This is a genomic window from Streptomyces sp. NPDC034111 (assembly GCF_055575375.1).
The window spans coordinates 359557-377503 of the sequence record NZ_JBVIST010000002.1 but is presented as its reverse complement, the minus strand read 5'-3'; the positions used below and the strand labels follow the sequence as shown (position 1 = coordinate 377503).

13 protein-coding genes are annotated in these 17947 nt (G+C 71.9%); 6 read left to right on the top strand and 7 right to left on the bottom strand.

Annotation, left to right across the window (positions count from 1 at the left end):
- Positions 1 to 42: 42 nt before the first annotated feature.
- Positions 43 to 990, bottom strand: coding sequence for an aminoglycoside phosphotransferase family protein (locus ACZ55A_RS07420; RefSeq protein WP_468835659.1), 948 nt, complete (start codon positions 988 to 990; stop codon positions 43 to 45).
- A gap of 180 nt (positions 991 to 1170) precedes the next feature.
- On the opposite strand from ACZ55A_RS07420, the gene ACZ55A_RS07415 reads away from it, so the two are divergent.
- The 3 genes from ACZ55A_RS07415 to ACZ55A_RS07405 all read left to right on the top strand — a co-directional run bounded on the left by ACZ55A_RS07415 (position 1171) and on the right by ACZ55A_RS07405 (position 5294).
- The gene (locus ACZ55A_RS07415) at positions 1171 to 2343 is read left to right on the top strand and encodes a CapA family protein (RefSeq protein ID WP_468835656.1); all 1173 of its coding nucleotides are present in this window, start codon (positions 1171 to 1173) and stop codon (positions 2341 to 2343) included.
- Positions 2344 to 2548: 205 nt separating this feature from the next.
- Complete coding sequence (gene uvrA / locus ACZ55A_RS07410; protein WP_468835653.1) at positions 2549 to 4999, top strand: excinuclease ABC subunit UvrA; 2451 nt, start codon at positions 2549 to 2551, stop codon at positions 4997 to 4999.
- A gap of 82 nt (positions 5000 to 5081) precedes the next feature.
- The gene (locus tag ACZ55A_RS07405) at positions 5082 to 5294 is read left to right on the top strand and encodes an EF-hand domain-containing protein (protein ID WP_468835650.1); all 213 of its coding nucleotides are present in this window, start codon (positions 5082 to 5084) and stop codon (positions 5292 to 5294) included.
- A 104-nt stretch (positions 5295 to 5398) separates the two neighbouring features.
- Here ACZ55A_RS07405 and ACZ55A_RS07400 read toward each other — a convergent pair whose 3' ends face one another.
- From ACZ55A_RS07400 to ACZ55A_RS07380, 5 genes are all read right to left on the bottom strand, one after another.
- Entirely contained in the window at positions 5399 to 7771 is a 2373-nt protein-coding gene (locus ACZ55A_RS07400) for a GH92 family glycosyl hydrolase (protein WP_468835648.1), read from the bottom strand.
- A gap of 1068 nt (positions 7772 to 8839) precedes the next feature.
- The gene (locus ACZ55A_RS07395) at positions 8840 to 10267 is read right to left on the bottom strand and encodes an amino acid permease (protein ID WP_468835645.1); all 1428 of its coding nucleotides are present in this window, start codon (positions 10265 to 10267) and stop codon (positions 8840 to 8842) included.
- Between the two features lie 146 nt (positions 10268 to 10413).
- Entirely contained in the window at positions 10414 to 10629 is a 216-nt protein-coding gene (locus tag ACZ55A_RS07390) for a dodecin (protein WP_468835643.1), read from the bottom strand.
- Positions 10630 to 10735: 106 nt separating this feature from the next.
- A complete protein-coding gene (locus tag ACZ55A_RS07385; protein ID WP_468835641.1) occupies positions 10736 to 11197 on the bottom strand; it encodes a universal stress protein in 462 nt (153 codons plus the stop codon).
- 69 nt (positions 11198 to 11266) lie between these two features.
- On the bottom strand, positions 11267 to 11968 hold the full coding sequence (locus ACZ55A_RS07380; RefSeq protein ID WP_468835639.1) for a PAS domain-containing protein: 702 nt from the start codon (positions 11966 to 11968) through the stop codon (positions 11267 to 11269).
- A 144-nt stretch (positions 11969 to 12112) separates the two neighbouring features.
- Between ACZ55A_RS07380 and ACZ55A_RS07375 the strand changes: the two genes are divergently transcribed.
- The 3 genes from ACZ55A_RS07375 to ACZ55A_RS07365 all read left to right on the top strand — a co-directional run bounded on the left by ACZ55A_RS07375 (position 12113) and on the right by ACZ55A_RS07365 (position 17296).
- Positions 12113 to 15301 carry a bifunctional cytochrome P450/NADPH--P450 reductase gene (locus tag ACZ55A_RS07375; protein ID WP_468835637.1) on the top strand — a complete coding sequence of 1063 codons (3189 nt, stop codon included), beginning with the start codon at positions 12113 to 12115 and terminating at the stop codon, positions 15299 to 15301.
- Between the two features lie 125 nt (positions 15302 to 15426).
- Positions 15427 to 16599 carry an FAD-dependent monooxygenase gene (locus ACZ55A_RS07370; protein ID WP_468835634.1) on the top strand — a complete coding sequence of 391 codons (1173 nt, stop codon included), beginning with the start codon at positions 15427 to 15429 and terminating at the stop codon, positions 16597 to 16599.
- A gap of 100 nt (positions 16600 to 16699) precedes the next feature.
- Positions 16700 to 17296, top strand: coding sequence for an SUKH-4 family immunity protein (locus ACZ55A_RS07365; protein WP_468835631.1), 597 nt, complete (start codon positions 16700 to 16702; stop codon positions 17294 to 17296).
- 40 nt (positions 17297 to 17336) lie between these two features.
- Here the strand turns inward: ACZ55A_RS07365 and ACZ55A_RS07360 are convergent, their stop codons facing one another.
- A complete protein-coding gene (locus ACZ55A_RS07360; RefSeq protein WP_468835629.1) occupies positions 17337 to 17879 on the bottom strand; it encodes a DUF2165 domain-containing protein in 543 nt (180 codons plus the stop codon).
- Between the last annotated feature and the right edge of the window lie 68 nt (positions 17880 to 17947).

The following is a 17947-nucleotide window of genomic DNA, read 5'->3' as shown; positions in this document are numbered from 1 at the left end:
CGTCCGGCCCGATGACGGCAGCCGGCCCTGCCCCCGTAGAGGTCACAATCCGGCCAGTTCGGCGAGGACCCGGACCGCCGTCAACTCCTCGGCCCCGCCCGCGATATCGCCCTGATCGGTGCTCCACAGGGCGCTCTCCACGCCGCGCGCCACGGACCAGGCGAGCAGCCGCGCAGGATCCTCGTCCAGTACGTCGGCGACCAGGGAGTACCGCGCGCGGAGCACCCGCCGCGGGTCCGGATGCCCGAAGGGATCGTCGAGCTGGCAGAGCAGCGGCCAGGGGTCGTACGCCGGGTCGCCGAGTATCGGCTTGGCATCGATGGCCAGCCACGGCCGGCGCTCGGCCGACGGCACATTGCCCGGGTTGAAGTCGCCGTGCACCACCACCTCACGGGCGGCGGTCGCCGGCAGCTCGCGCAGGAGGCCGGCGCCGAGCGCCACCAGTCCCGGGTCGTGGCCGGGCCGCAGCCGCCGCCTCCGTTCCTCGACCAGGCCGGCCCACTCGGCGCACACCGCGTCCATCCGCTCCAGCCGGCCGTCGGACGGGGCGGGCTCGTCCCACAGCTCCCGCAGCAGGCCGGCGGCGAGGGTGAGCCGTTCGACGGGCGGCAGCGCGGAGTGCCCGAGCTCGGTGCCGGGCCGGCACCGTTCGATCAGCAGCGCGCCCTGCTCGGGAGCCCGGCGCAGCAGCCGCACCGCGCCGTTGCCGTCCCACGCCCGCAATGCGGGTGCCTCACCGTCGGCCTCGCGGTGCGGCCAGGTCACCTTCAGGACGGCGGAGCTGCCGTCGTGCTGCTCGGCGGGTGCCACCCAGGAGCAGCTGCCGCCGTGGAACGGGGCGCCGAGCCGCAGCTCCCAGCGCTCCTCGAGCTCCCGCACCATCGCCGGCAGCCGGGCGAGCCACGCCTGTCCGGACGCGGTGCGCTCCATCTGCCTGACGACGGGCAGCCCGGCCGGGAAGCGGTCGTTGCCGTCCGGTGTGTGCGCCATCCGGGCAGCGTAGGGCCTGTCCGGTGGACAGCGGCCGGGTTCGCGGTCTTTGACGCCGAGCCACCGGACGGTCCTGGGCACCGCTGTGGGACGCCATGGCCCGGGGTCCGTATGGGGGAGAGCCGCAGACACCGGCGTATGCGTGCAATTCTTGTCATAACCGGCTGATATCAGTCGGATATGAGCGCGTATACAGGCTATGGAGTGGCCGCCGCCCTGCTCGCCGCGCTGGCGGTGGGGTGCGGTGGTCCGGCCCCCGGCTCCCGGGCGGATCCGCGGCCGACCCCGGAGTCCGGGCCGCGCGCCCACGCGGGCGCTCCCGTCACCAAGTCCACAGGGCGGCGCCCCTTCACCCTGGTCGCCTCCGGGGAGGTCCTTCCGACCCACCCCGAAGTGCTGGCCACGGCACAGGACGACGCGCCGCACGACGGCTATGACTTCCGGCCGATGCTCAAGGGCGTCCGGCCGGTCGTCTCCTCGGCCGACCTGGCGCTGTGTCACCTTCAGCCGCCGCTGGGGCCGCTGACCGGGCCGTTCACCGGATACCCCGTCCTCCAGGCGCCGCCGCAGATCGCCACCGCACTGAAGGCCACCGGTTACGACTCCTGTGCCACCGCCTCCAACCACGCCCTCGACCAGGGCGTTCCGGGTGTGCGCCGCACCCTGGAGGCCCTGGACACGGTCGGGCTGCGGCACACCGGCTCGGCCCGGGACGCCGACGAGGGTGCCAGTCCGGCGATGCTGCGGGCGCCGGGCGGTGCACGGGTGGCGCAGCTGTCGTACACCTACGGCATCGAGGGCGGCCGGCGTGCGGCCACCGCGCCGTGGACGGTGAACCTGCTCGACGAGCAGAAGATCATCGAGGATGCCCGGGCGGCGCGCCGGGCCGGCGCCGATGTCGTGGTCGTCAGCCCTTACTGGGGCACGGAGTACCGGACCGCGCCCGACGAGCGGCAGCTCGAACTGGCCAAGGCGCTCACCGCCTCGGAGTCCGACGGCCGGCCCGACATCGACCTGATCGTCGGCACCCATGCGCACACCCCGCAGCCGTACGAGAAGGTCAACGGGACCTGGGTCGTCTACGGCCTGGGCGACCAGCTCTCCGGCGTGATGAAGCAGCCGAGCGGCAACTGGGGCACCCTCGCCCGCTTCCGCTTCGTACCGCCCGGTCGGCCCGGCGGCCGCTGGCGGGTCACCGAGGCCGAGTACATCCCGCAGCTCGCCCAGCAGGGCAAGCGCGTCCGGATGCGCAACCTCGCCAGGACGGACGGGCATGCGCAGATCCGCAAGAAGATCAGCAAGGCGGTGCTCAGCCGGGGCGCCGCGGCGGACGGGCTGACGATGGGACGGTGACCGTCCGGCCGTCCGGGGCAGTCGGCGCCTCGACGGCGGGACTCGCCGCGGCCGAGACGGTGCGCCGCTCCGGCTGGACCGGCCCGCTCACCCTCATCGGCGACGAACCCCGTCTGCCGGGAGGAGGCGCGCGAACGGACCGCCGCCGCCACGGTCGCCGGCTCACGGTGCCCGGGCACGGCCGACCGTGCCCGATCATGGAGGGATGGCCGACTCGTACGTACGGGTGCGCGGCGCCCGCGAGCACAACCTCCGCAGCATCGATGTGGACATCCCGAGGGACGCACTGGTCGCGTTCACCGGGGTGTCCGGATCGGGCAAGTCCTCGCTGGCCTTCGGCACGCTCTACGCCGAGGCGCAGCGCCGCTACTTCGAGTCGGTGGCCCCCTACGCCCGGCGGCTGATCCACCAGGTCGGCGCGCCCAAGGTCGGGGACATCACCGGACTTCCGCCGGCCGTCGCCCTGGAACAGCGGCGCTCCGCACCCACCTCCCGCTCCTCGGTCGGCACCGTCACCACCCTCTCCAACACCCTGCGGATGCTCTTCTCCCGCGCCGGTGACTATCCGGAAGGCACCACGGAACGGCTCGACTCCGACGCCTTCTCGCCCAACACCGCGACCGGCGCCTGCCCGGAGTGCCACGGCCTGGGCACCGTACACCGTGTCACCGAGGAGTCCCTGGTCCCCGACCCCGCGCTGTCCGTCCGCGCGGGCGCGATCGCCGCCTGGCCCGGCGCCTGGCAGGGCAAGAACCTGCGCGACATCCTCGCCGCCCTCGGCCATGACATCGACCGGCCGTGGCGCGAGCTGCCGCGGGCCGAACGCGAGTGGATCCTGTTCACCGACGAACAGCCCATCGTCACCGTCCACCCCGTGCGCGAGGCCGGCCGGATCCAACGCCCCTACAAGGGCCAGTACATGAGCGCCAAGCGCTATGTGCTGCACACCTTCGCCGACTCCAAGAGCGAGACGCTGCGCAAGCGGGTCCAAGGCTTCATGGTGGCCGAGCCCTGCCCGGTGTGCGCCGGGCGGCGACTGCGGCCCGAGGCGCTGGCCGTCACCTTCGAGGGCCACGACATCGCCACCCTCGCCGGCATGCCGCTCGGCGCACTCGCCGAGCTGCTGCGCCCCACCGCCGCGCGAGCGGACGACGAGGTGGCTCCGGCCCTCGCCCGCGACCTGGTGGCCCGTATCGAAGTGCTCACCGAACTGGGCCTCGGCTACCTGAGCATGGACCGTCCCTCACCCACCCTCTCGGCCGGCGAGCTCCAGCGGCTGCGGCTCGCCACCCAGCTGCGCTCCGGCCTCTTCGGCGTCGTCTACGTCCTGGACGAGCCGTCCGCCGGACTCCACCCCGCCGACACCGAATCCCTGCTCACGGTCCTGGGCCGGCTCAAGGAAGCTGGCAACTCGCTCTTCGTCGTCGAGCACGACATGGACGTGGTGCGGCGCGCCGACTGGATCGTGGACGTCGGCCCGCGGGCGGGGGAACACGGCGGGCAGGTACTGCACAGCGGTCCGGTCGCCGGCCTCGCCGACGCCGAGGCCTCCGCCACCCGCCGCTACCTCTTCGCCACCGAACCACCCGCCGGCCGCACGCCACGCAGCCCCTCGGGAACCCTCACCCTGCGCGGCGTCACCCTGCACAATCTGCGCGGACTGGACGCCGCCTTCCCGCTCGGCGTCTTCACCGCCGTCACCGGCGTCTCAGGATCGGGCAAATCGACGCTGGTCACCCGGGTCCTCGCGGACGCCGTACGGGAGCATCTCGGCGACGGCCGGCACGAGGACGAGGACGGGACCGACACCGGGCCGATGGCCCGCGCCCAGCTCACCGGCGCCGAGGGCCTGGAGGCGGTCGACCGGCTGGTCCGCGTTGACCAGAAGCCGATCGGCCGCACCCCACGCTCCAACCTCGCCACCTACACCGGGCTGTTCGACGCCGTGCGCAAGGTCTTCGCCGCCACCGACCAGGCCAGGGCCCGCGGCTACACCGCCGGACGGTTCTCCTTCAACGTCGCCGCAGGTCGCTGCGAGACCTGCCAGGGCGAGGGCTTCGTCGCCGTCGAACTCCTCTTCCTGCCCGGTACGTACGCGCCCTGCACCGCCTGCCACGGCGCCCGCTACAACGCGGAAACCCTCCAGATCACCTATCGGGACCGCACCATCGCCGAGGTCCTGGCGATGACCGTGGACAGCGCCGCCGGCTTTCTCGCCGATATCCCGGCCGCCGCCCGCAGTCTGCGCACCCTCCAGGACGTCGGCCTGGGCTACCTCCGGCTCGGCCAGCCCGCGACCGAGCTGTCCGGCGGCGAGGCCCAGCGCATCAAGCTCGCCACCGAACTCCAGCGCACCCGCCGCGGCCACACCCTCTACCTCCTCGACGAGCCCACCACCGGGCTGCACCCCGCCGACACCGAGGTGCTGCTGCGCCAGCTGCACGGGCTGGTCGACGCCGGCCACACCGTCGTGGTCGTCGAGCACGACATGGGCGTGGTCGCCGGCGCCGACCATGTCATCGACCTCGGGCCGGGCGGCGGTGCGGAGGGCGGCCGGATCGTGGCCGCCGGAACGCCCGCGGAGGTCGCGGCGGCTTCCGGGAGCCGTACGGCCCCCTACCTGGCCCGCCGGAGGGCGCAGCCGGGGGCGCCTTGACGGTCCGCTAATGTACGCAGGTCAGATCACCAGGCAACACCACCGCGCAGCACTGCGCAGCACCACGAAGGGGGCACCTCTCATGGCAGACATCGAGAAGGCCAGGGCGGCGTTCGACCGGTTCGACGCGGACGGCGACGGCCAGGTCACGCCGGACGAATTCAAGCGGGCGATGGCCGAGATGGGCGACCCGTACGTCACCGGTCCGGTCGCCGAGGCCGTCATCAAGGCCAAGGACGCCGACAGCGACGGCAAGATGTCCTTCGACGAGTTCTGGCAGGCCCTCCAGGGCTGACGTCCCGGAACCGCCCCTTCCCCCTTCGTCTTCCGCTCGCCCGCGGACCGGCCGTGCGCAGAGCGCCGGCGGTCCGCGGGCGGACGAGGAGCCGCCGCACACCGCTACCGTGTACCGCTCCCGGTCGTGGTGCCCACCGGCGGCGGGGCGGCATCGTCGCCGGTGCCCCAGTCCGACGGCTCGGCGCCCACGGTGAAGGCCAACTCGTGCCCCGAACGCAGTTCGTCGGTGGTGAGGTACGTCCGGCCCCGGTCCGTGCCGTCCAGCCGGACCGACTGCACATACCGCTTCGTGGCCGACGTACCGGGCGCCGTGAGGGTGAAGCGGCCGGATGGGTAGTAGCGCCGGTCCAGGGTGAGTTCCACCCGGTCGAAGACCGGGGTGCTCAGCCCCCAGCTGTCGGTGCCCGGCTGAACGGGGAAGACCCCGACCGAGGAGAGCACCATCCACGCCGACATCGTCCCCAGATCGTCGTTGCCGGTCATACCGGTCGGGGTGTCGGTGAACAGCGTCAGCGCCGCATGCACCACATCCGTCGTCTTCCACGGATGCCCGGTGGAGAGATAGGTGTACGGCGCGATCAGATCGGGCTCGTTCTGCGGGTTGTACTTGTCCGCGTTGTAGTAGTCGTACGGACCGTTGACCCACACCTCACGGGCGGTCTTCTCCGGGTCCTTCAGCAGCTGCTGATAGGCGAAGAACGCATCCAGCCGCTCCTCGGCCCTCTCCTTGCCGCCGATCAGCTTCAGCATCCCCGGCAGATCCTGCGGAACCAGCCACTGGTACTGCCAGGACGTGCCCTCGTGGAAGCCCTCACTCCTGGCCGGGTCGGCCGGACCGGTGAACGCGCCGTGCTCGTCGCGGGCCCGGAAGAACCCGGTCGAACTGTCAAAGATCTTCCGGTAGTTCTGCGCACGGGCCGCATACCGGCCGGCGTCCTCGTCATGCCCCAGATCGCGCGCCATCTGCGCCAGCATCGCATCCGCCAGGGCGTATTCGAGGGTCGCCGACGCACCGTGCTCGAAGTCCGAGTCGCCGGGCTTCTGATGCGCACGGCCCTTGATGTACGGGGCGAAGCCGTCCTTCAGATACGGCGCATTGGCCTCCCGCCCGACGGCCGGCGAACCGGCCGGCGGCACCCCGTCGGCGTTCTTCTTCAGCGTCGCGTACGCCTCCTCCTCATGGCCCGTCAGCAGCCCCTGCTGATAGGCGTTGGTGAGGAACGGGGTGACCGGATCGCCGGTCATGATGTTCGTCTCGACCGTTCCGTAGCCCCACTTGGGCAGCCAGCCGCTCTCCTTGTCGACCCGCAGCACCGACAGCGCCATATCGCGGGACTCCCGGGGCGCCAGCAGAGCCAGCAGCTGCGCCTGGGTGCGATAGGTGTCCCACAGCGACCAGTTCTGGTAGTAGGTGAAGCCTGCCGCACGGTGGATCCGCTGGTCCCAGCCCGTGTAACGCCCGTCCGCATCGCTGCCGATGTTCGGCGCGAGGAAGGACCGGTAGAGCGAGGAGTAGAAGGTCCGGCGGAGCGTGGTACTGCCTCCCCGGGCCTTCACCAGACCCAGCCGCCGCTCCCAGGCGGCATCGGCCGCGGCCTTCGTACGGTCGAAGGAACGCCCGCCCTCGGCACGCAGGTTACCGGCCGCGCCTGCCGCATCGACGTAACTGATCGCGGTGGTCGCCTCGACCGTACGGTCCCTGCGGGTGTCGAAGCGGGCGTAGGCGCCGTGCCGCCCGCTCGCGGTCGACCCTCTGGAGCCGGGGGTCACCTTCTCCCCGTCCCAAGTGCCGTACGACGCGAACGGCCGGTCGAAGCGGGTGATCGTGTAGAGCGTGTACGGCTTGGTGTCCTGGCAGAAGCCGCGGCCGGTGAGGGCGGTGCGGATGGTGCGGGAGTCCAGCACCTCGACCCGCGTGGAGACCGTTCTGTGCAGTGACTGGCCCGCGTTGAGCAGCACATTGGCCTTGTCGGTGGCCGGGAAGGTGTAGCGCTGCTTGCCGGTCCGGGCGGTGGCGGTCAGTTCGGCGGTGATGCCGCCGTACGACGTGAGGCCCACGCGGTAGTAGCCCGGCCGGGCCGACTCGTCCTCATGGCGGTAGCCGGCCGCGTACTTCGCATGGTCGGTCTCGGTGATGTCGCCGGTGGTGGGCAGCGTCGGCAGATCGCCGCCGAGCCCGCAGCCGACGCCCGAGATGTGCACCGAGCTGAAGCCGCGGATGTGGTCGTCGTAGCCGTAACCGGTGGTGTGGCCGGTGTCGGGGGAGAGCTGCACCATGCCGAACGGAACGGCGGCGCCCGGGTAGGTGTTGCCGTCGTTCCGGCTGCCGATGAACGGGTTGACCAGATCGGTGAGCGGGCGGTCACCGGCGGGCGGGCCGGCCTGCGCGGCGGGGGCCGCGAGCGTGCCCCCGATCAGCGCGGCGGCCAGCACCGCGCCCGCGGTACGCAGCCGGGTACGACTGAGCCATGGCATGGATCCGGACCTCCGGGGTGGCCGACAACGTTGTCAGGGCGCGCTCATTCTTGGGGTCGGTCAGGTTCGCGTCAAGAGCGGGCGCGGGGGTAACTCCGTTGCACGGTCCGCCCCTCGATACGCTCGCCGCGTGCTGCCGCCGAACGAGACCGATGCCCCGCCGCCGTGCCTCTCCGCCGATTTCGTCCGGTACGCGGTGGCCCTGGAGGCACCCGAACTCGCCTGGGCCACCTCAACGGCCGGCTCACCGCCGCCGACACCGTCCGGCTCGCCTTTCTGCGGCGCTGCGACCTCGGCGCCGGTCCCTGTGAGACGTTCGCGCGGATCCATACGAGCGGCCCGGACCCGGCGGAACTCGCTGCCGTATGCCGCGAGATCGTGGACGGCCGGGCGGACGACGGACACGGTGCGCAGGACGTGCGGCGGATCTGGGCTCATCTGGAGCTGCTGCACCGGCACACGCCCCACGGACCCGCGGCCGAGGACGACGAGGTACGACGTCAACTGGGCGCCGGACGCAGGGAGTTCCTCCTCGACCGGGCCGCTTCCGGACGGGGCATGAACTGGCAGGAGTCCGACCCGGCGGCCATCCTCCCCAGAGTGGCGCACGCCTCTGCCTGGAGCTGCTGCGCCGCTGCGCTTTGCCTCGGCCCGCGCTGTCGGCTGTCCCGCCGTGCGTGTTCTCGCCGTTGCGCCTGCGGCGGGCGTGGGTTGTCGGGTGCGGTGACGGTCCTCCGGGGCAGGGTGTCCGGACTGCTTCGCTTTACGTCCGGAAACCCTGCCCCTCCGGCCCGTCCCCTCCCGTGGATGGGTGGAAAAAGGCCGTGGGGGTGCCCGTAAGTGGGCGGGCGCCTGCTCGTGGATCCAGTCACAGCAACGGGACACTCAACTCCCGCCCCCACCGGCCCTTTTCCACCCACTCACGGGAGGGGCCGCGCCGCAGGACGAAGTCCGGAGGAGCGGCACCGCACCCGACAACACCACGCCCGCCGCCAGGCGCAACGGTGAGAAACCACCGCGGCGGGACAGTCGACAACGTGGGAGGGCCGCCAAGCGCAGCGGACCGGTTCAGCCGGAGGTCTCGCTGTCCTCCCGGGCCATGTTCGAGTGCCGGAAGGAGTACGCGAAGTAGATGACCATGCCGATGAGGAACCAGACCGCGAACCGCACCCAGGTCTGCCAGGCCAGGAAGGTGATCAGCCAGATCGAGAAGCACACACCGATCGCCGGCACCACCGGCATCCCCGGCGTACGGAATGTGCGCGGCAGGTCCGGGCGCTTGTAGCGGAGGACGATCACCGCGATGCAGACCACCACGAACGCCAGCAGGATGCCGATGTTCGTCAGCTCGGCGGCCTCGCCGATCGGCAGGAAGCCCGCGATGACCGCGGAGGCCACACCGACGATCCAGGTCACCCGGGTCGGCACATGGTGTTTGGGGCTGGTCCTGGCGAACCACTTCGGCAGCAGTCCGTCCCGGCTCATCGAGAACCAGACCCGGGTCACCCCGAGCATGAAGGTGAACATGACGGTCAGAATGCCGATGATCGCGCCGACCGCGATGACATCCGCGAGCGCGTTCAGGCCGACCGATTTGAACGCCGACGAGAATCCGCTCTCCGGGTCGATGGACTTGTAGTTCTGCATACCCGTCAGCACCAGGCAGGCCAGAATGTACAGCACCATCGAGACCGCCAGCGAATACATGATCGCCTTCGGCATATGGCGCTGGGCGTCCTTCGATTCCTCGGCCGCGGTGCTCATCGCGTCATAGCCGAAGACCGCGAAGAAGACGGTGGCCGCACCGGTGAACGCGCCGCTCACCCCGAACGGGAAGAAGGGGTGGTAATTCGCCGTGTTGATGTGGAAGAAGCCGACCGCGATGACCACCACGACGACCAGGACCTTCAGGCCCACGACGAATGTCTCGAAGCGCGCGGCGTTCTTGATGCCCAGGGTCAGCAGATACGCGATCAGCAGGCAGAGCACCGCCGCGAAGAGGTCGACGCGGTGGCCCGGACCGGTCCCGGGCGCGCCGAGCATCCAGGCGGGCAGGTCGAGTCCCGCCTCGCCGAGCAGAAAGCCGAAGTAGCCGGAGATACCGATGGCGACCACTGCGACGATCGCGGTGTATTCGAGCAGCAGGTCCCAGCCGATGAACCAGCCCGCCACTTCTCCGAGGACCGCATATCCATAGGTGTAGGCCGAACCCGCCTTCGGGATCAGCCCGGCGAATTCCGCGTACGAGAACGCGGCGGCGGCGCTCGCGATGCCCGCGACGAGAAAGGAAATCAGGACCGCGGGCCCGGCCTTTTCGTGCGCGACGGTGCCCGCCAGGGTGAAGATGCCGGCGCCGATGATGCCGCCGACGCCGATGGCGGTCAGCTGCCACAGACCGAGCGCCCGGGTCAGCTGCTGGGTCGCGGTGCCTTCCGCCTCTTCGATGTGTTCGATCGGTTTGCGGCGCAGTACGCCGTGTCCCGCGCGCAGCCCCATGACGTCATCCCTCCGTAGGCTCACTCCGTCGTGGTCCGACGGCGGATCATCATGGACCCTTGTGGGCGCCGTAGGAAGGCGACTCCCTAGTAGCGTCGGGGACTCGCCGGAAGAGGTACACGGGAGGGGTGGCAAACGGGGCTGGGTCAGTCGGCGTCCTCCAGTCGGAAGCCGACCTTCAGACCGACCTGGTAGTGGTCGATTTCGCCGTCGACGAGATGCCCGCGCACCTGGGTGATTTCGAACCAGTCGAGGTTGCGCAGGGTCTGCGAGGCGCGCTTGATGCCATTCTTGATCGCGGCGTCCACGCTCTGCTGGGACGTCCCCACGATCTCGGTCACGCGATACGTGCGATCGGTCACGGTGGTCTCCCTCGGCCGGGGCGGCGCTCCGCCCGTCCATCTCCCACCGTGCCTCAGGGCGCGCCACCCCACCAGCGGAGCCGCCCGCGCCACCGCCTGCGGGCCCCTACGGGACCACGGTGACGGGCCACCGGCCGGCCTTGACCAGCCGGACCGCGACCGAGCCCATGATGCGGTGCCCGGCCGACTCCGAGGCCCCGACCACCACCGCGTCGGCCTTGAGCTCATCGGCCATCTGCACCATGCCGTTGTACGGATCGCCACGCAGCGTATGGAACTCCCAGCGGACCTCGTAGATCCCCTGTAGCCGCTCGGTCGCCTTGCGGATCTCGGCCATCAGCTCGTCGGCCACCTCGTTCGTGGTGTCCACGACCGGCGCGCCCATCGCCGCCCCGGCAGGGAGCACCGGCTGGACGTAGACCAGGACCAGCTTCGAGCCCTGGCGCCGGGCCAGCCCGGCCGCATACGCGGCGGCGCGCCACGACGAGTCGGAGCCGTCGATGCCGACGACGATGACCTTCGGGCCGTCCGTGCCGCGTTCGAACCGCGCGGCTGCGTTCTCCTCCACACCGGCGAGGTTATCCGCACGGGTGTGCTGACGGAGCCCCGGGCCCGTCCGGGCCTCGCTCGCCCCCGCTCAGGCCGGTGCCGGCGGCCAGCTCTCCGCCGACAGCACACCCAGGACGTACGCCCTGGCCACCAGCGCCGTACGGCCCTGGACGCGCCAGCGGCGGGCCAGCCGGGTGAGGTGGTAGTTCACCCCGTCGACGGTCAGGCCGAGTGCCGTACCGATCGATGCCGTGGTGGCACCCCCGGCGGCCAGCGCCAGGATCCGGGCCTCCACGGGGCTCGCCGTGCCGCGCGGGGGCGCCGGCGGCGGGGCGGTCTCGCCGACCCGCAGCAGCGCCAGCAGCGCGGGCGGCTGCACGGAGAGATCGCCGACCGGATCGACCGTCAGCTCCCCTTCCCGCTCGGACCCGTCGGACGCGGACCGCCAGTGCACCTCGACCGGATAGCGCGACCGGCGGCCCAGCCGCACTGCCTCGGCGATCCGCTCCAGCTGCTCCTTGGCCCGCGGCCGGAACAGGTCCAGCAGATTGCGGCCGCGCAGCTGCCCGGGGGGCGCGCCCCACTGCTCGGCCATCGCCGGGTTGGCGATCATCACCTCACCGTCGGCCCGGCAGACCGCGATCGGGGTCGGTATACGGTCCAGCAGGATCAGGAAGTAGTTGCGCCAGGGGCCGCCCGCGTACGGCCCGGCCGGGTCGGCGTAGCCGCCTCCGCAGGGCGGCCTGGAGACGGCCGCCGGTTCCGTGTCCGGCGCACCAGCACGTGTCACACCGTCAAGAAACACACTGTCACGTGCCCTGTCGTCCATTGCCCCATTCCCCGTTCGCGCGCAAGAGCCGGCAGCGAAAAACCACTGCACAATCATGCAGTTGCCGGGCCGCGAGTTGCCCGCCGGGCACCGCACGCTGGAAACATGACCGAAACCATCGCGCTCCACAGCGCCGCACGCGCCGCCGATGACGGCATACCCGTCGCCGACATCACGGCGACCGGCCTCACCACGACGCCCATCCAGCAGGCCATGGACCTCGCCCGGATCCACGGCCCGGTCTTCAAGCGCAGGCTGGGCGACCGTGAGACGCTGTTCGTGACCTCGCTCGACCTGGTCACCGAGGTCGCCGACGAGACCCGCTTCGCCAAGGGCATCTCGGTGGTGCTGGAGAACGTCAGAGAGTTCGCCGGGGACGGTCTGTTCACCGCCTACAACGACGAGCCGAACTGGGCCAAGGCGCACGAGGTCCTGATGCCCGCCTTCGCGCTCGGCTCGATGCGGACGTACCACCCGGCGATGCTCAAGGCCGCCCGGCGGGTGATCGCCGCCTGGGACCGGCGGATGGCCGACGGCAGCCCCGTGCAGGTCGCCGAGGACATGACCCGGATGACGCTGGACACCATCGGGCTGGCCGGGTTCGGCTTCGACTTCGAGTCGTTCTCCCGCGGCGACAGCGCGCACCCGTTCGTCGAGGCGATGGTGCGCTGTCTTCAGTGGAGCGGACGGAAGTTCGGCCGGGATCCGGAGGGCGATTACGCGGCGGAGGACGCCGCCTTCCGGGCCGACGCGGACTACCTCGCCTCCGTCGTCGACGAGGTGATCGCCGCCCGTACGGCGAGCGGCGAGAGCGGTGACGACGACCTGCTCGGACTGATGCTCGGCGCCCGCGACCAGGAGGACGGCACCCGGCCGAGCGGGCCCTGCCTCGACCTCGCCAACATCCGCAACCAGGTCATCACCTTCCTGATCGCCGGCCACGAGACCACCTCCGGCGCGCTCTCCTTCGCCCTCCACCACCTGCTCAAGGACCCGCTCGCGCTGCGCATGGTCCAGCGCGAGGCGGACGAGCTGTGGGGCGACCAGGCCGACCCCGCCCCCTCCTTCGAGGACATCGGCCGGCTGCCGTTCACCCGTCAGGTCCTCAACGAGGCGCTGCGGCTGTGGCCGACCGCCGCCGCGTTCACCCGTCAGGCTCGCGAGGACACCCTGCTCGGCGGCCGCTACCCGCTGCCGGCCGGTGCGCTGGTCACCGTGCTGGCCCCGATGCTGCACCGCGACCCGGTGTGGGGCGACAACCCCGAGCTGTTCGACCCCTCCCGCTTCAGCCCGGAGGCCGAGGCGGCCCGGTCGCCGCACGCCTACAAGCCGTTCGGTACCGGTGAACGCGCCTGCATCGGGCGGCAGTTCGCACTGCACGAGGCGACCATGCTGCTCGCCCTGCTCGCGCACCGCTACCGGCTGATCGACCACCGCGACTACCGGCTGCGCATCAAGGAGACGCTGACCCTCAAGCCCGAAGGGTTCACCCTCACCCTGGCCGCCCGTACGCCCGCCGACCGGGCCACGGTCCGCGCCGCGCTGGCCGTACTCCCCGGCACCACCGCCGGTCCCGGGGACGACGCAGCGACCGACGACGCCCTGCCCACCCGCGTCCCCCAGGGCGCCGGCCTGCTGCTTCTGCACGGCAGCAACTACGGCACCTGCCGGGAGTTCGCCGCACGGCTCGCCGACGAGGCCACCGGGCTGGGCTTCAGCACCGATGTGGCGCCGCTGGACGACTACGCCGGCCGGCTGCCCGCCGACCGTCCCGTCGTCATCGTCGCCGCCTCCTACAACGGCCGGCCCACCGACGACGCGGCCGCCTTCGTCCGCGGGCTGAACACCGCGCGGGACGGGGCTGCCGCGGACCTCCCGTACGCGGTCCTCGGCGTCGGCGACCGCAACTGGGCCGCCACCTACCAGCACATACCGACCCTCATCGACGACCGGCTCGCCGCGCTCGGCGGCCACCGGCTGCTGCCCCGCGCCGAGGCCGACGCCTCGGGCGATCTGAACGGCACCGTCAAGGAGTTCGCCGCAGCGCTGCGCACCCAGTTGCTGACCCGGTACGGCGACCCCGCCAGCATCGGCGCGAGCGCACCGGAGGCCGAGGACACCGGCTACACGGTCACCGAGGTCACCGGCGGTCCGCTGGACGCGCTCGCCGCCCGCCACGACCTCACCCCGATGACCGTCACCGAGGCCTACGACCTGACCGCGCAGGACTGGCCGCGGCCCAAGCGGTTCCTGCGGCTCGCGCTGCCGGAGGGCGTCACCTACCGCACCGCGGACCATCTCGCCGTGCTGCCGGCCAACGCCCCGGTCGCCGTAGAACGGGCCGCCCAGGCCCTCGGCGTCGACCTCGACACCGTCCTTGCACTGCACGCAGGGCGCCGGCCCGGCCGCGACACCCTGCCCGTCGACCGGCCCCTGACCGTACGCCAACTCCTCACTCACCACCTGGAGTTGGGTAAGCGGCCGACGGCCGCGCAGCTCGCCGTGCTCGCGGCGCACAACCCCTGCCCGCCCGAGCGCCACGCCCTGGAAGCCGTCACCGAGGACGATCCGCGCACCCTGATCGAGCTCGTCGAGGCGCACCCGGCGCTGCGCGGTGCGCTGCCCTGGCCGGCCATCCTGGAGCTGCTGCCGCCGCTGCGCACCCGGCACTACTCCATTTCGTCCTCGCCCGCCGTCGACGCCGGCCACGCCGACCTGATGGTCTCGCTGCTGCCCGGCGGCACCGGTTCGACCCATCTGCACACCCTGCGCCCCGGCGACACCGTCCTGGCCCGTGTCCAGCCCTGCCGGGAGGCCTTCCGCCTCGACCCGGCCGATGACACCCCCGTCATCCTGGTCGCGGCAGGCACCGGGCTCGCCCCCTTCCGCGGCGCCGTCGCGGACCGGGTCGCCGCCGGCCGGACCGCGCCCGCCCGGCTCTACTTCGGCTGCGACGACCCGGCGGCGGACTTCCTGCACGCCGCGGAGTTCGAGGCCGCCGAAGCCGCCGGTGTCCTCTCCGTACGCCCCGTCTTCAGTGAGCGCCCGGAGCACGGCCACCGCTTCGTCCAGCACCGGATCGCCGCCGAGGCCGCCGAGGTGTGGGAGCTGTTGCAGGCGGGGGCGCGGGTGTACGTGTGCGGCGACGGCAGCCGGATGGCCCCCGGGGTACGGGCCGCCTTCCGTGAGGTGCACGCCGCGCACACCGGCGCCTCCCCGCAGGAGTCCGAGGCCTGGCTGCGCGAACTGACCGCCTCCGGTCGCTACATCGAGGATGTGTACGCGGCGGGCTGACGCCCGGTCCGGCAGGCGGACTGGATCCCCGGGCCCGACGGGGCCAAGGTGGGTGGTGCGGCCGGAGGGGCCGCACCGCTCGCCGGCCGCGGCCCGTCCGGCGGTCCGACTGGGGGAACACCAGCATGACCAAGGCCCTGATCATCGGAGGCGGCATCGCGGGGGCGGTGACCGCGATGGCCCTGGAGAAGGCGGGCATCGCCTCGGAGATCTTCGAGGCGTACCCGGCCGGCGCGGACGACGTCGGCGCCTTCCTCGTCGTCTTCGCCAACGGCCTCGAAGCGCTCCGGGTGATCGACGCCCACGGCCCCGTCGTCGACAACTCCTTCCCCGCACAGCGGGTGGAGATGTTCGGCGCGGACGGCACGCTACTGGGGGAGCGCCCCATCGCCGGCGCCGAACAGGGCGAGGGCCTCGGCCCGCGCACCCTGCGGCGGGCCACCCTCTATCAGGTGCTGCACGCCGAGGCAGCGCGTCGCGGGATCGCGGTACGGCACGGGAAGCGGCTGGTGGGCGCCGAGACGGTCCGTACGGCCGGCGGCAAGCGGGTGGTCGCCACCTTCGCCGACGGCAGCAGCGCCGAGGGAGACCTCCTGATCGGCGCGGACGGCCTGCACTCCGTCACCCGCACCCTCATCGACCCGGACGCGCCGCAACCGCGCCACACCGGCCAGAACACGGTCTGCGGCTACACCCGGGACGCCGCCGAGGTCCCGCTCTCTCCGGACACCTACACCATGATCTCCGGCGAGCGGGCTTTCTTCGGCTGCACCCGCGCCCCGGACGGCGAGGTCTGGTGGTTCGCCAACGTCCCCGGTACGGAGCTGGACCGGGCCGCCTCGCCGGTCACCGCCCCCGACATCTGGCGGGCCCGGGTGGCCGACCTCTTCGCCGCCGGCACCGCGCCCGCCGCCCTCGTCCGCGCCACCGGTGACCGCATCGTCGTCTCCAGCGCCTACGACCTCGCCACCACCCCGACCTGGCACACCGACACCATGGTCGTCCTCGGCGACGCCGCGCACGCCGCCGCCCCCAATGCCGCCCAGGGCGCGTCCATGGCCATCGAGGACGGCATCGTCCTGGCCAAGTGCCTGCGCGACGGCTCCGATCCGCACAGCGCCTTCGCCGCGTACGAGAAGCTGCGCAGGGACCGGGTGGAGAAGGTCGTCGCCGCCAGTGGCGGCATGGCCCGGCGCATCGCTTCGGGCGCCCCTGGCGGACCGTCCCGTACGGAGGGCGCCGAGCGCGGCGGCGCGGGCGCGGACAACTGGCTGACGGGCTATCGGATCGAGTGGTGAGGAGGGCCGGGCCGGCGTTGTCAGACCCGTGTGGTGTGCTGTGTGCAGGAAGAGCGGCAGGGGGCCGCTCGTCACGTGGGGGGCAGACACCGTGCAGGGAATGACGACCGAGGAGACGCCACGGGTACCGGACGTGGCCTGGCTGGAGGCCCGGTTCGGTGCGGGCGCACTGTGGCGGCCGGCCGCGGCCGAGCTGCCCGAGGAGCTGACCCATCAGGAGTCGCGCGAGTTTCTGACCACGGTCGGATTCCCCGCGGTGCGGATCGGCGCCATCGACTTCGATGCCTCGCATCTGCTGACGGACGACGGCGATGCGCTGCACCCGTTCGACGCCGACGAGCTGTACGGGAACCGCTACCCGGATGACGATTCGCCCCCGGTGAACTTCTGCTTCTCGGTGGGCACGTGGTCCGACCAGATGCTGATGCTCGACGGCCGGAACGGCGGCATCGACCACTACGACCCCAACGGCTGGGACCACGGCGCCGGTTACCGGGGCGCCGCGGCCTGGTCGCTGCCCGACCTGGCCGTCCTCCTCGGGCTGATAGCCGAGTGCAGGGACGGACTGGAGGCGGACGACGCCGAGGTGGTTCGCGCCGCCGCGTCGGAGCTGCGTGAGCGGATGCGCAGCCATGACGCGACGGTCGACGAATCGCCCTTCTGGGAAGCGGTGTTCGAGGATTTCGAGGAGTTCTAGGGGCTCCAGCAGTTCTGGGAGATCCAGGGGCCCGGGAGGGTCAGCGCGGGCCGGCGGGCCGGTTGTCCGACGCCGGGAGATGGACGGTCAGCAGGGTGAGCCCGGCGAGGACGACGTTGCGGGTGGCGGCGTCCAGCCCGTTCCAGGTCTTCGACTGCCACATGGCGAACCACTCGCCGCCGAGGGCGAGGAAGCCCGCGCCGAACAGCAGCAGCACCATCAGCAGGCCGATGGTGCTGAAGAACCGGGCCCGGGCGGGGGTGTCGTTGCGCAGCAGGGCGCGGGCCCACAGCACGGTGGCCGTGAGCAGCACCAGCGCGGCAAGCGTCTCCCAGATGATGATCCCCAGATACGCGGCGTCCTGGAGCGCATGCGAGGTGATGGCCCGCCACATCAGGTCCGGGTCCTTGAAGGTGGTGTCCATGGCCAGGACATGACGGACGAACTGCTGGTTGGTGTCGAAGTCGGTGATATTGCCGAAGGCGACCAGGGTGATGCAGAGCGCGACGGTTCCGGTGAGCGCGGCCGCCACGAGCGGCAGACCGATGTGCGATATGCGGTCGGTGGAGCGTTTGTCGGACATGGTTCCTCCCCAAGTTGATCACGATGTTCGCCGATTGCTGCCCGCCATCCAACTCAGGGGCCCCGCCC